This is a genomic window from Micromonospora sp. MH33, assembly GCF_003013775.1.
In the GTDB taxonomy this organism is placed as follows: Bacteria; Actinomycetota; Actinomycetes; order Mycobacteriales; family Micromonosporaceae; genus Micromonospora; species Micromonospora fulviviridis.
On record NZ_MUYZ01000185.1, the window covers coordinates 1 to 13,663 of the forward strand.

Annotated in this window: 10 protein-coding genes; 4 read left to right on the forward strand and 6 right to left on the reverse strand. The window is 74.7% G+C overall.

Annotation, left to right across the window (positions count from 1 at the left end):
• The first annotated feature begins 572 nt into the window (after positions 1-572).
• Complete coding sequence (locus B0E53_RS24040) at positions 573-950, forward strand: PH domain-containing protein (protein WP_107078131.1); 378 nt, start codon at positions 573-575, stop codon at positions 948-950.
• Positions 951-954: 4 nt separating this feature from the next.
• Here B0E53_RS24040 and B0E53_RS24045 read toward each other — a convergent pair whose 3' ends face one another.
• A complete protein-coding gene (locus tag B0E53_RS24045) occupies positions 955-1,881 on the reverse strand; it encodes a 2-hydroxyacid dehydrogenase (protein ID WP_107078132.1) in 927 nt (308 codons plus the stop codon).
• A gap of 142 nt (positions 1,882-2,023) precedes the next feature.
• Here B0E53_RS24045 and B0E53_RS24050 point away from each other — a divergent pair, with 142 nt between their 5' ends.
• Genes B0E53_RS24050 through B0E53_RS24060 form a run of 3 tightly spaced genes read left to right on the forward strand, consistent with a single transcriptional unit; the run spans position 2,024 to position 6,726 of the window.
• Entirely contained in the window at positions 2,024-3,829 is a 1,806-nt protein-coding gene (locus B0E53_RS24050; RefSeq protein ID WP_107078138.1) for a SpoIIE family protein phosphatase, read from the forward strand.
• A 56-nt stretch (positions 3,830-3,885) separates the two neighbouring features.
• A complete protein-coding gene (locus B0E53_RS24055) occupies positions 3,886-5,061 on the forward strand; it encodes a PQQ-dependent sugar dehydrogenase (protein WP_107078133.1) in 1,176 nt (391 codons plus the stop codon).
• A gap of 54 nt (positions 5,062-5,115) precedes the next feature.
• Entirely contained in the window at positions 5,116-6,726 is a 1,611-nt protein-coding gene (locus B0E53_RS24060; protein ID WP_107078134.1) for a metallophosphoesterase, read from the forward strand.
• 3 nt (positions 6,727-6,729) lie between these two features.
• On the opposite strand, the gene B0E53_RS24065 is transcribed toward B0E53_RS24060, so the two are convergent.
• The 5 genes from B0E53_RS24065 to B0E53_RS24085 form a co-directional block, all read right to left on the reverse strand.
• Positions 6,730-9,087, reverse strand: coding sequence for a pyruvate dehydrogenase (locus B0E53_RS24065; protein WP_107078135.1), 2,358 nt, complete (start codon positions 9,085-9,087; stop codon positions 6,730-6,732).
• Positions 9,088-9,206: 119 nt separating this feature from the next.
• Positions 9,207-10,706, reverse strand: coding sequence for an Asp-tRNA(Asn)/Glu-tRNA(Gln) amidotransferase subunit GatB (gene gatB / locus B0E53_RS24070; RefSeq protein ID WP_107078136.1), 1,500 nt, complete (start codon positions 10,704-10,706; stop codon positions 9,207-9,209).
• 13 nt (positions 10,707-10,719) lie between these two features.
• Positions 10,720-12,195 carry an Asp-tRNA(Asn)/Glu-tRNA(Gln) amidotransferase subunit GatA gene (gene gatA, locus B0E53_RS24075; RefSeq protein WP_107078137.1) on the reverse strand — a complete coding sequence of 492 codons (1,476 nt, stop codon included), beginning with the start codon at positions 12,193-12,195 and terminating at the stop codon, positions 10,720-10,722.
• Positions 12,192-12,497, reverse strand: a complete 306-nt coding sequence (gatC, locus tag B0E53_RS24080) for an Asp-tRNA(Asn)/Glu-tRNA(Gln) amidotransferase subunit GatC (RefSeq protein ID WP_091268917.1) — start codon at positions 12,495-12,497, stop codon at positions 12,192-12,194. The genes gatA and gatC overlap by 4 nt, the downstream gene beginning before the upstream one ends.
• Positions 12,498-12,648: 151 nt before the next feature.
• Positions 12,649-13,663 (reverse strand): EAL domain-containing protein (locus tag B0E53_RS24085; RefSeq protein ID WP_246835566.1); only part of this gene is annotated, 1,015 nt, incomplete at its 5' end.

Genomic DNA, 13,663 nt, shown 5'->3' on the forward strand with positions numbered 1-13,663 from the left:
CTCCCGGGCGGAGAGCCGGGAGCGGCCGGGCAGCCGGAGCAGGGCGACGGCGTACAGCGGGGCGGTGACCGCCACGCCGGTCAGCGCGACCGGCAGCCGGTCCGCGGGCTCGCTCCGCGGCAGCACCGCGACGGTGAGCCCGGCAGCCAGGCGAGCCGGACGCAGGCCAGGGCGCAACCACCCGCGACGGCGAGCGCCAGGGCGGCCGGGCCGGGAACGAGGCCGGCGGCGCCGGCCAGGACGAACAGCGCGCCGGCGAGCGACACGACGAGGTCGGGCAGCGGGGGCCGGCTGCGGGGGCCGGCGGCGGGGTGGGTGACGGGCACGGCGGTCGCCTTCGTGAGGGGGCACGGGGCGGTGCGGTTGCGGTACGACGTGCGGGGTCAGCGGGGCGGGTCGGGGTGTTCGGGCGCGGCCGGCGCCGGACGGGGACCGGCGCGGCCACGCCCATAAACGATCCCGGACACCCAGGGTTACGCGACACAGCACGTGACGCCCGTCACACCCATGCGCCGGCCCGCGCCTCGCCGCCCGCCCGGATCGCGGCCGGTCCCGGGTGGGATCATCGTGGGGTGAGCCGCGCCGACACCGTCCGTTTCCGCTACAACCAGGCGATCCTGGTCGCCGCGATCGTCGCGTTCATCGGCGCGCTGCCGCTGGCCACCGCTCGCTGGTGGCTGCTCTGGGTGCTGCTGATCCCGCTCGCGCTCGGCGTCTGGGCGTGGCGGGCCGGCACCGACGCGGACGCCCGCGAGCTGCGCCTGCGGGCCCTCGTCGGGCAGCGGCGGGTGCCCTGGACGCGGGTCGCCGAGCTCACCGCCGACGCGCGCGGCCGGGCGGTCGCCCGGCTCGACAACGGCGAGACGCTGGTGCTCCCCGCGGTACGCGCCGCCGACCTGCCCCGGCTGGTCTCCGCCACCGGGCAGGAGCTGCCGGAGTCCGCCGGCTGAGCCGTCAGTAGCCGTCCACCACCCGGTTCACCAGCGGCTCCCCGGCCGCGAACCGGCGCACCTGCTCCCCCACCAGCCGGTACGCCCGCGGCAGCAGGCCGCGGACCGAGCCGGCGACGTGCGGGGTGAGCAGGACGTTCGGCAGCTCCCACAGGGGATGGTCGGCGGGCAGCGGCTCCGGATCGGTCACGTCCAGCGCGGCCCGCAGCCGCCCCGACGCCAGCTCGGCGACCAGCGCCGAGGTCCGGGCCACCGGGCCCCGGGCGGCGTTGACCAGCAGCGCGCCGTCCGGCATCGCGGCGAGGAACTTCTCGTCGACCAGGCCCCGGGTCTGCTCGGTCAACGGCACCAGCAGCACCACCACGTCCGCCTCGGGCAGCAGGGCGGGCAGCTCGTCCACCCCGTGCACCTCCTCGGCCGGGCGCGGCGTCCGGGCGACCAGGGTGAAGCTCACCTCGAAGGGGGCCAGCCGGGCCCGGACGGCCGCGCCGATCGAGCCGGCGCCGACGATCAGCACCCGCTTGCCGGCCAGCTCGTCGCTCGGGGCCACCTCGTCGTACGCCCACTCCCGGCGGGCCTGGGCACGGGCCAGCGGGCCGAAGCCGCGCAACGCGGAGAGGATCGCGGCGACCACCCACTCGGCGGTTGCCGAGTCGTGCACGCCCCGGGCGTCGCAGAGCGTCACGCCGTCGGGAATCCGCCCCACCCAGGCGTCCGCCCCGGCGGAGAGGAGCTGCACCACCGCCAGGTCCGGCAGCTCGGCCAGGAGCGCGCCGGCGTCCGGGCCGGCCAGGAAGGGCGGCACCCAGAACCGCACCCCGGACGGGGACGACGGCAACCGGGCCGGGTCCGTGAGCAGTTCCACGGTGACGCCCGCGGGCAGCTCGCCGAGGAGGCGCCGGCCGGCCGGGTGCGGGATCCATACCTTCACGACCGCCGACGATAGTCGTCCCCGGCGGCGCGGGCGGCCGGGCCGTGATGACCGCCGCTCGCCGGGGTTGACGGTCGGCCGCGCGAGGTATAACCGAGGGCGGAACGCCGGCCGGCGCTCCGCATGTCGAAGACGGGTGGCCATGAGCGAGGACAGCGCCGGACGTTCGGTCGTGCCGATCCCGGCGCTGGCCGACCCCGAGCGGCTGCGGTCCCTCGCCGAGACCCGGCTCGGCGCGGCGGCCGACGAGGCGTTCGACCGGTTCGCGCGGCTGGTCGGCGACCTGCTCGACGTGCCGGTCGCGCTGGTCTCCCTGGTCACCGCCGACCGCCAGTTCTTTCCCGGCGCGACCGGGCTGCCCGAGCCGTGGGCCGGCCGGCGGGAGACCCCGCTGAGCCACTCGTTCTGCCAGCACGTGGTCGACGTCGAGGTACCGATGGTGCTGCCCGACGCCCGCCTCTACCCACGGGTGCGCCGCAACCTGGCCATCGAGGACCTCGGGGTGGTCGCGTACGCCGGGATGCCGCTGACCGACCTGGACGGCCGGGTGCTCGGCTCGCTCTGCGCCGTCGACAGCAAGCCCCGGGCCTGGACCGCCGAGCAGCTGCGTACCCTCGCCGACCTGGCCGCCGCCTGCTCCTCCGAGTTGCGGCTGCGGATCGCCGTGGCGGGGGCCGAGCAGGCCCGCCGCCGCGCCGAGGAGGCGCACGACCGGCTCGCCATGCTGGCCGGGCTGAGCGAGCTGCTCGGCGGCACGCTCGACATGTCCACGGCGCTGGACCGGCTCGGACGGGCCATGGTCCCGCTGCTCGCCGACTGGTGTCTGATCACCCTGGTGGACCCGGCGGGCCGCCCGCGAACGGTCTCGGGCCTGCACCGGGACCCGGACCGGGCCGCCGACCTGGGCCGCTTCACCGAGCTGCTGACCACCGGCCTCGGCCCGGGCTCGATCATCCGGTCGGTGCTGCGGAGCGGGCGGCCGGTCATGCGGGGCACCGCCGCGCTGGCCGACGTGGAGCGGGGCACCACCCACCCGGAACTGGCGCCGCTGGCCGACCGGCTGGGCTTCGGCTCGCACCTCAGCGTGCCGATCACCGCCGCCGCGGACCGGATCGTCGGCGCCGTCACGCTGGTCAACGGGCCGTCCCGGCGCGGATTCGACGAGAGCGACATCCGCACGGCGCTGGACATCGGCCGCCGCGCGGGCCAGGCCGTGGGCAACAGCCGGCTCTACGGCGAGCAGCGGCACGTCGCCGAGGTGCTCCAGCAGAGCATGCTGCCCACCCTGCCCGTGGTGCCCGGCATCGAGCTGGCCGCGCGCTACCTGCCGGCGGCCGACCGGGTGGAGGTGGGCGGCGACTGGTACGACGCCTTCGTCCAGCCCGACGGCGAGCTGATCGCGGCGATCGGCGACGTGGCCGGGCACGACATCGAGGCCGCGGCGACCATGGGCCAGCTGCGCAACCTGGTCCGCGGCGACGCGTACGGGCGGGACGACCCGGTCGACGAGCTGATGACCCACCTGGACCGGGCCATCCAGGGGCTGCCCGTGCCGACGGTCGCCTCCGCCGTGCTGGCCCGGCTCCGCCCGGCCGCACCAGGGTTCCGGCTCTCCTGGTGCAACGCGGGGCACCCGCCGCCGCTGCTGCTTCCCGCCGGGGGGCCGGTGCAGGTGCTGGACGGGACGCGGGGACCGCTGCTCGGCCTGGCCCGCCCGCTTCCGCGCACGCGCCGGGAGCTGGTCCTCGCCCCGGGCGACACCCTGCTGCTGCACACCGACGGGCTGATCGAGCGTCGGGACCAGCCGATCGACGAGGGACAGGTTGCGCTGGTCGAGCAGCTCGCCGACGCCGCGACGCTCCCCCTCGCGGCCCTCTGCGACCGGCTGGTCGCCGCCGCCCACCGGCGGGAGGACGACGTCGCCCTGCTCGCCCTGCGCGCCCGCTGAGCCGCGAGACGGTTCGTCGGGCCCGGTTCGCCACCCGGCCCGGCTAGGCTGGCCAGGTGAGGTCGCGTCCCCCGTACCCCCGCACCGGCCGTCTCCGGGCGGCGCTGGCGGCGTCCTGCGCGACGCTGCTGCTGGGCGCCGCCGGCTGCGCCTTCGGCGACCCGGATCCCGACCCGGCCGGCGAGCCGCCCAACCTCCCGTCGCCGTCCACCTCGGCCAACCCCGGGGGAGCCGGCCAGCAGGTGGTCGCCACGGTGCTCGCGAAGGGGTTGGCGGTACCCTGGGGCATCGCCTTCCTGCCCGACGGCGGCGCGCTGGTCACCGAGCGGGACAGCGGACGGATCCTCCAGGTCGGCCCGGAGTCCGGGCCGGAGGGGATGACCGTGCGGGTGGTACAGACCGTGCCGGACGTCGCCGCCGCCGGCGAGGGAGGCCTGCTCGGCATCGCGGTCTCCCCGGCGTACGCCCGGGACCGCACGGTCTTCGTCTACTACACGAGCGCCGCGGACAACCGGATCGCCAAGCTGGAGCTGGGCCGGCCGCCGACCCCGATCCTCACCGGCATCCCCAAGGCCGGCAACCACGACGGCGGCGGGCTGGGCTTCGGCCCGGACGGCTTCCTCTACGCCAGCACCGGCGACGCCGGGCGCACCGCGAACGCGCAGGACCCGAAGAGCCTCGGCGGCAAGATCCTGCGGATCACCCGGGACGGCAGACCCGCCCCGGGCAACCCGACCGCCGGCTCGCCGGTCTGGTCCACCGGGCACCGCAACGTGCAGGGCTTCGCCTGGACGCCGGACAAGCGGATGTACGCCGTGGAGTTCGGCCAGAACACCTGGGACGAGATCAACCAGATCAACAAGGGCGGCAACTACGGCTGGCCGCAGGTCGAGGGGCGCGGCGACGACAAGCGCTACGTCAACCCGGTCGTGCAGTGGCGCACCGGCGACGCCTCCTGCTCCGGCCTGGCGGCCGTGGAGCGGCTGCTGGTCACCGCCTGCCTGCGTGGGCAGCGGCTCTGGCTGGTCGGGCTGGCCGGCAACGGCACCGTCCTCGGTCAGCCGCGCGAACTGTTCACCGGCAGGTACGGCCGGCTGCGGGCCGCCGCCGTGGCGCCGGACGGGTCGGTCTGGGTGAGCACCTCCAACCGGGACGGGCGGGGCAAGCCGGCCGGCGACGACGACCGGATCCTGCGGCTGGTCTTCGCCGACGGCGGCGCCGGGCGCAGCTGATCCCGCTTCCCGGGGTTTACCAAGATCCTTCTACGGGCAGGTCAGAATCTCAGCATGGACGGCCAGGAGAACGAGCAGCACGGCACCGGGGACGAGACGGCCCCGGAGGACAGGCGCGCCCGCCGCCGGTGGCGGCCCGGCACCTGGCTGCGCCGACTCGGCGTGGTGCTGGCCCTGCTCGTGGTCACCCTGGCCGGCGTGGTGGCCGGCACCTACGCCGGCGGGCACGTGGGCACCGACATCGGGCCGTTCCGCGCGCAGCTCAACCTCAGCCCGTCGCTGAGCGGCGGCACCACCGTCGACATCCCGCCGCTGGGCGCGCTGCTGCTGGACAGCCACGACGGTCCGGCGTACCTGACCGTCGAGCTGGGCGCGCTGGACCAGCGGCGCACCGAGGCGCTGATCGACGACCCGGCGAGCATCAGCCGGGCCAGCCAGTCGGCGGTCGAGGACGTCCGGGCCGGCGTGATGCGGCTCGGCCTGAAGACCCTCGCCTCGGCGGTGCTGGCCACCCTGCTGCTGGCGGGGCTGGTCTTCCGCGACGCGCGCCGGACGGCCTGGGCGGGCGGGCTGGCGCTGGCGGTCACCGCCGGCAGCCTCGGCCTGGCCGCCGCCACCATCCGGCCGCAGGCGATCGAGGAGCCACGCTACGAGGGGCTGCTGGTCAACGCGCCGGCCATCGTGGGTGACGCGCGGCGGATCGCCAACGACTACACCAAGTACGCCGAGCAGCTGCAACGGCTGGTCGGCAACGTCAGCAAGCTCTACACCACGGTCTCCGCCCTGCCGGTGGTCCAGCCGTCGCCCGGCACCACCCGGGTGCTGCACGTCTCCGACATGCACCTCAACCCGACCGGCTGGCAGCTCATCCGCACCGTGGTGGAGCAGTTCAACATCGACGTGGTGATCGACACCGGCGACATCACCGACTGGGGCAGCGAGCCGGAGGCGTCCTTCGTCGGCTCGATCGGCCTGCTCAAGAAGCCGTACGTCTACATCCGCGGCAACCACGACTCCGCGAAGACGGCCGCCGCGGTGGCCGCACAGCCGAACGCCGTCGTGCTGGACAACTCCACGACCACCGTCGCCGGGCTGACCATCGCCGGCATCGGCGACCCCCGGTTCACCCCGGACAAGGAGACCTCGCCGGCTGGCAGCGGGCTCACCAAGGTCGTCGCCGACCAGGTGATCGGGGCCGGCGAGCAGCTCGCCGCCACGGTCAAGGCCTCGCCGAAGCCGGTGAACATCGCGCTGGTGCACGACCCGGCCTCGGCCGGCCCGCTCTCCGGCACCTGCCCGCTAGTGCTGGCCGGGCACACCCACGCCCGGCAGGTGTCGAAGCTGCCGCAGGTGCCGGACAAGCAGCCGACCCAACTCCTGGTGGAGGGCTCCACCGGCGGCGCCGGGCTGCGCGGCCTGGAGGGCGAGAAGCCCACCCCGCTGTCGATGTCGGTGCTCTACTTCGACCAGCAGAAGCTGCTGCAGGCGTACGACGACATCACCGTGGGCGGGACCGGGCAGTCGCAGGTCAACCTGGAACGGCACGTGATCCAGGACCCGAAGAAGGGTGACCAGGTGCCGGTCACCCCGACCCCGACCCGGGGCGGGCCCGTGTCGCCCGCCCCGAACGGCAGCCCGACCGCGACGCCGAGCCCCACCGGCTGAGGCTCAGCGCAGCGAGAGGGCGGCCAGCGCGGCGTTGACGATGCTGCCGGGCAGCAGGTCGTGCAGCTCGTACAGCTCGCCGACGCTGCCGGACTGGCCGAACTCGTCCACCCCGAGCGGCACCGCCGGGGCGCCGAGCGCCGAACCGAGCCAGGCCATCGCGTGCGAGGCGGCGTCGTGCACGGTGACCACCGGCACCCGGTCGGCGAAGGCCGACCGCAGCGCGCCGGGCACGCTCGGCACGGTCGCCGTCCGCACGCCCTGGCGCAGCGTCCGCTGCCAGGCCCGGTAGAGCCGGTCCAGGCTCGTCACGTCGACCACGTGCGCCGCGACCCCCTCCTCCGCCAGCTCCGCGGCGGCCGCGAGGACCTCCGGCAGCACCGCGCCGGAGGCGGCGAGCTGCACGACCGGGGCGTCCGCGAGGTGGGGGTACGCCTCGTGCGCGTCCACGAGCCGGTAGGCGCCCGCCACCACCTGCCGGCGCAGCACCGCGTCGCCGATCCGGGCCCGGGCCGCCTCGAACGGCGCCTGGTCGATCGGCCGGGTGCTGAGCCGGAAGTAGTACGCCCCGTCCTCGGCCGGCGCGGCGGTGGCGGCCGGCGCCGCTCCACCGGCGATCTGGCCGAGCGCGTCGCAGAGCAGCCAGTCGAGGCTGCCGGCGTACGCGGGTTCGCAGAAGGCCACCCCGGGCAGCTCCAGGCCGACGGAGGCCGTGATGGTCGACTGGTGGGCGCCGCCCTCGGGGGCGAGGGTGATGCCCGACGGGGTGCCGGCGACCACGAACCGGGAGCCGGAGTAGGTGCCGTAGAGGAAGGCGTCCAGGCCGCGCAGCACGAACGGGTCGTAGACGGTGCCGACCGGCAGCAGCGGCTGCCCGGACAGGTCCCACGACAGGCCGAGCTGGCCGAGCAGCAGGAACAGGTTCATCTCGGAGATGCCCAGCTCGATGTGCTGCCCCGCGGGGGTCTCGGTCCAGCGCAGCATCCGGTCCTCGGTCCAGGAGCGCTGCTCGGTCGGGGCGAACACCCCGGTCTTGTTGATGAACCCGGCCAGGTTGGTGGAGGTGGCCACGTCCGGCGCGGTGGTGACCAGGTAGGGCGCCACCTTCGGGTCGCGGGCCAGGTCGACCAGCACCCGGCCGAAGACCTCCTGGGTGGAGACGGGCTTGTTGACCCGTACCCGGGTGGTCTCCGGAACGGTGACCCCGAGCGCCCGCTCGCGCGGCGCGCGGGACAGCGCCTCCCGGCGCTCGCCGGCCCGGATGCCGGCCGGGGACGCCGGGTCGAGGCGGTCCCACTCGGTGTCGCGGGTCAGGCCGTGCGCGGCGCGCAGCGCGTCGACCTGCTCGGTGGTGAGCAGCGCGGAGTGGTTGCGCGGGTTGCCGGCGATCGGCAGCCCCCACCCCTTGACCGTGTAGGCGAAGACCACGCTGGGCCGGTCGGTGACCGCGTCGCACTGGGCGTAGGCGTCGAGCATCGCCTGCAGGTCGTGCCCGCCCAGGTCGGTGACGAGCGGGCCCAGCTCGTCGTCGGGGATGTCCGCCACGAAGGCGGCCACCTCGGCCGGGGCGCCGTCCAGGAACTGCTTGCGCAGGGCCGGCCCGGCCAGCCCGAACAGTGACTGGTACTGCTCGTTGGGCATCAGGTCGATCCAGTCGCGCAGCGCCGCCCCGCCCGGCCGCCCGTACGCCTCGGCGAGCCGGCGGCCGTACTTGACCTCGACCACGTGCCAGCCGGCGGCCTCGAACTGGCCGCGCCACTGGTTGATCCGCACCCCGGGGACGACCCGGTCCAGCGACTGGCGGTTGAAGTCGACCAGCCACATCACGTTGCCCAGGCCGGTGGTGGCCGGGTCGGCGACGGCCTCCCAGATGTTGCCCTCGTCCAGCTCGGCGTCGCCGATGAGGGCGATGAACCGGGAGTGCGGCCGCTCGCCGAAGTGCGCGTCGACGTAGCGGCGGGTGACCGCGGCGAACAGCGGCGCCGCGGCGCCCAGGCCCACCGAGCCGGTGGAGAAGTCCACCCCGTCCGGGTCCTTGGTCCGGGACGGGTACGACTGCAACCCGCCGCGCGCCCGCAGCTTCGGCAGGTAGGACCGGTCCAGGTTGCCGAGCAGGTACTGGACGGCGTGGAAGACCGGCGAGGCGTGCGGCTTGACCGCGACCCGGTCCTCGGCGTCCAGGTGGGCGAACCAGAGCGCGGTCATCGCGGTGACCAGCGAGGCGCTGGACGCCTGGTGGCCGCCGACCTTCACCCCGTCGCCGGTGTCCCGGTCGTGGTTGGCCGCGTCCACGATGCGGGTGGCGAGCCAGAGCACCCGCCGCTGGATCTCGTCGAGGACGTCGAGGTCGTGCTGGTTCACGGTGACTCCATCCGGGCGTCGCCGTTGACGCCCACGCGCGGGGGGTGCGGGGTGGCCGCGTACTCGGAACAGACCCGGGGGCCGCCGCCGGGTCACGACGGCGGCCCCCGGGACGGAACTCAGCCCTGGACGCCGAGGCGCGCCAGGATCAGCTCGCGGACGGTCTTGGCGTCCGCCTGGCCGCGGGTGGTCTTCATGACCGCGCCGACCAGCGCGCCGGCCGCCGCGACCTTGCCACTGCGGATCTTGTCGGCGACGTCGGGGTTGGCCGCGATCGCCTCGTCCACGGCGGCGGTGAGCGCGCCCGTGTCGGAGACCACCTCGAGGTTGCGGTTGGTCATGATCTCGGTCGGCGAGCCCTCGCCGGCCACCACGCCCTCCAGCACGGTACGGGCCAGCTTGTCGTTGAGCTTGCCGGCGTCGACCAGGCTCTGCAGCTCGGCGACCTGCGCCGGGGTGGCCCCGATGTCGGCCAGTTCCACGCCGCTCTCGTTGGCCCGACGGGACAGTTCGCCCAGCCACCACTTGCGGGCGGCGGCCGGGGTGGCCCCGGCGGCCACGGTCGCCTCGATCAGCTCGACCGCACCGGCGTTGACCACCGACTGCATGTCCAGGTCGGACAGGCCCCAGTCCTGCTGGATGCGCTTGCGGCGCAGTCGCGGCAGCTCCGGCAGGGCGGCCTTCAGCTCGGCCACCCAGGCGGTGTCCGGCGCCAGCGGGACCAGGTCCGGCTCCGGGAAGTACCGGTAGTCGGTGGCGGTCTCCTTGGACCGGCCGGAGGTGGTGTCCCCGGTGTCCTCGTGGAAGTGCCGGGTCTCCTGGGTGATGGTGCCGCCGGCGTCGAGCACCGACGCCTGGCGCAGCATCTCCGAGCGGACCGCCCGCTCGACCGAGCGCAGGGAGTTGACGTTCTTGGTCTCGGTGCGGGTGCCCCACTCCTCGCCCGGCAGGTTTAGCGAGGTGTTGACGTCGCAGCGCAGCGATCCCTCCTCCATCCGGACGTCGGAGACGCCCAGCGAGCGGATCACGTCGCGCAGTTCGGTGACGTACGCCCGGGCCACCTCGGGGGCGAGCGCGCCGGTGCCGGGGATCGGCTTGGTGACGATCTCGACGAGCGGGATGCCGGCCCGGTTGTAGTCGACCAGCGACTCGGTGGCGCCGTGGATCCGGCCGGTGGCGCCGCCGACGTGCAGCGTCTTGCCGGTGTCCTCCTCCAGGTGCACCCGCTCGATGCCGATCCGCACGGTCTCGCCGTTGACGTCGACGTCCAGGTAGCCGTCGACGCAGAGCGGCTCGTCGTACTGGCTGATCTGGAAGTTCTTCGGCATGTCCGGGTAGAAGTAGTTCTTCCGGGCGAACCGGCACCACTCGGCGATGGAGCAGTTCAGCGCGAGGCCGATCCGGATGGTCGCCTCGATGGCCGCCTTGTTGGCCACCGGCAGCGAGCCGGGCAGGCCCAGGCAGACCGGGCAGACCCGGGTGTTCGGCTCGCCGCCGAAGTCGGTCGGGCAGCCGCACCACATCTTGGTGTTCGTGCCCAGCTCGACGTGGGTCTCCAGGCCGATCACCGGTTCGTAGCGCGCCACGACCTCGTCGTACGCGGGCAGTGTCGTCGTCATCGGTGCTCCTGCCTCACAGTGCCGGTGGGGTGAATGTGCCGACCGTCGACTCCAGCGCGGCGGCGACCCGGTACATCCGGTCGTCGGCCATGGTCGGGGCCATGATCTGGAAACCGACCGGGAGCCCCTCGGAGAGGCCGCACGGGACCGAGATGGCCGGCCCGCCGTACAGGTTGGTCGGGATGGTGAACAGGTCGGCCAGGTACATCTGGTAGGGGTCGGCGGTGCGCGACCCGATCGGGAAGGCCACGAACGGGGTGGTCGGCGAGATCAGCGCGTCCACCCGCTCGAAGGCGGCGGTGAAGTCCCGGGTGATCAGGGTGCGGACCTTCTGCGCCTGGCCGTAGTAGGCGTCGTAGTAGCCGGAGGAGAGCGCGTAGGTGCCGATCATGATGCGCCGCTTCACCTCGGGGCCGAAGCCGGCCTCCCGGGTCAGCGACATGACCTCCTCGAGGGACCGGTTGCCGTCGTCGCCGACCCGCAGGCCGAACCGGACGCCGTCGAACCGGGCCAGGTTGGAGGAGCACTCGCTCGGCGCGATCAGGTAGTAGGCCGGCAGCGCGTACTTGAAGTGCGGGCAGGAGACCTCGACGATCTCGGCGCCCAGCTTCGCGAGGGCCTCCACCGACTCGCGGAACGCGGCCATCACGCCCGGCTCGGCGCCCTCGCCGGTGAACTCGGTGACCACGCCGAGCTTCACCCCGGTCAGGTCGCCGGTCGCGCCGAGCCTCGCCGCGCCCACCACGTCCGGCACCGGAGCCGGGATGGAGGTGGAGTCACGCGGATCGTGGCCGCCGATCACCTGGTGCAGCAGCGCGGCGTCCAGCACGTTGCGCGCGCAGGGGCCGGGGGTGTCCAGCGAGGAGGAGAACGCCACCAGGCCGTAGCGGGAGGTGCCGCCGTAGGTGGGCTTCGCCCCGACCGTGCCGGTGACCGCTCCGGGCTGGCGGATCGAGCCGCCGGTGTCCGAGCCGATCGACAGCGGCGCCTCGTACGCGGCCAACGCCGCGGCGCTGCCGCCGCCCGAGCCGCCCGGGATGCGGTCCAGGTCCCACGGGTTGCGGGTCGGGCCGTACGCCGAGTATTCCGTGGAGGAGCCCATGGCGAACTCGTCCATGTTGGTCTTGCCGAGCATCACGGTGCCGGCCTCGCGCAGCCGCTGCACGACCGTCGAGTCGTACGGCGGGCGCCAGCCCTCCAGGATCTTCGAGCCGACGGTGGTCGGCACGCCCTTGGTGGTGAGCACGTCCTTCACCGCGACCGGCACGCCGGCCAGCGGACCCAGTTCGTCGCCGGCGGCGCGGCGCTCGTCCACGCTCCGGGCGGCGGCCAGCGCGCCCTCGGTGTCGACGTGCAGGAAGGCGTGCACCCGCTCGTCGACGGCGGCGATCCGGTCCAGGTGGGCCTGCGTGACCTCCACGGCGGAGGTCTCGCCGGTCGCTACCAGGCCGGCGACCTCGGCGGCGGAGAGCTTGGTCAGGTCGCTCATGAAGCCACATCCTCGTCCAGGATCCGCGGGACGCGGAACCGCTGCTCCTCGGCGTCGGGCGCACCCGACAGCGCCTCCTGCGGGGTCAGGCACGGCGTCACCACGTCCTCCCGGAGGACGTTGGTCAGCGGCACCGAGTGGGACGTCGGCGGGATGTCCGCCGCGGCTACCTCGCCGACCTGGGCGACCGACTGGAGGATCACGTCCAGCTGGCCGGCGAAGGTGTCCAACTCCTCCTCGGTGACGGCGAGCCGCGACAGTCGCGCGAGGTGCGCGACCTCCTCGCGGGAGATGGCGGCCATCGGGTGCCCCCTTCGTGGCTGTCCTGCTGCGTCTGCGGTGTGCCGGCCGCGCGCTCGCCGGTGACGATGACGCGCGGTGACCGGAGCGAGTCTATTGCCCTCCGGTCGGGTCGACGCCTCCGACTCCCGGTGCCCGCCCGCCGGACGCCGGTCAGCGGGGCGGGCGGCGCGGCCCCTCGCCCTCCGCCGCCACGGCGGGGCGGACCGGGCGGTACCGGGACAGCCAGGTGACCAGCTCCTCGGCCGGCATGGGCCGGGCGTGGAACCAACCCTGCGCCACGTCGCAGCCGGCCGCGTGCAGCAGCCGCCAGGTGCGCTCGTCCTCCACGCCCTCGGCCACCACCCGCAGCCCGAGCGCCCCGGCCAGCTCGATCATCGACCGGACGATCGCCGCGTCGTCGGGGTCGTCGGCCATCCCGAGCACGAACGACCGGTCCACCTTCACCTCGGACAGCGGCAACCGGCGCAGGTGCTGCAGCGACGAGTAGCCGGTGCCGAAGTCGTCCAGCGCGATGCCGACCCCGATCCGGTGCAGCTGGGTGATGCTGGCCAGCACCCGCCGCGGGTCGGCCATCAGCGCGCCCTCGGTGATCTCCACCTGGAGCCGGTCCGGGGGTACGCCGTACCGGGCCAGCCGGTCGGCGATCTGCTCGGCGATCTCGCCGGTGTGCAGGTCCCGGACGCTGACGTTGAGCGCGGCGCGCAGCGTGAGGCCGGCCGCCGACCACTTGGCGAGCTGCTCCACCACGTCGTCCACCACCCGGCGGGTGAGCAGCCGCATCACCGCGCTCTGCTCGGCGACCTGGATCAGCTCCCCCGGGTCGACCATGCCCCGGCGCGGGTGCCGCCAGCGCAGCAGCGCCTCGACCCCGACCACCTCGCCCGTCGCGATGGCGATCTGCGGCTGGTAGTACATGGTGATCTCGCCCGGGTCCCCGGCCGGGTCATCCGCCCCGCCGGTGTGATCGGCCAGCCGGGCCCTGGCCGGGCCGCGCGGCTCCGCCGCCCGGCTCGGGATCCGTGCCGCGCCGACCTCCTGCCCGGAACCGGACGGCCCGTTCAGGCCGCCCGGTCCGCCCGCTCGCTGGCGAGCCGCGTCGTCGTCCTCCGGCTGGCCGACGGTCACGGTGTCGGGCTGGCCGCCGAGCACCGCGCCGGGCACGCCG

Excerpts from the sequence above, each read along its gene's own strand:
- B0E53_RS24050 (WP_107078138.1), top strand. The coding sequence starts at position 2,024 with ATGAGCGAGGACAGCGCCGGACGTTCGGTCGTGCCGATCCCGGCGCTG.
- B0E53_RS24060 (WP_107078134.1), top strand. The coding sequence starts at position 5,116 with ATGGACGGCCAGGAGAACGAGCAGCACGGCACCGGGGACGAGACGGCC.
- gatB (WP_107078136.1), bottom strand. The coding sequence starts at position 10,706 with ATGACGACGACACTGCCCGCGTACGACGAGGTCGTGGCGCGCTACGAA.
- gatA (WP_107078137.1), bottom strand. The coding sequence starts at position 12,195 with ATGAGCGACCTGACCAAGCTCTCCGCCGCCGAGGTCGCCGGCCTGGTA.
- gatC (WP_091268917.1), bottom strand. The coding sequence starts at position 12,497 with ATGGCCGCCATCTCCCGCGAGGAGGTCGCGCACCTCGCGCGACTGTCG.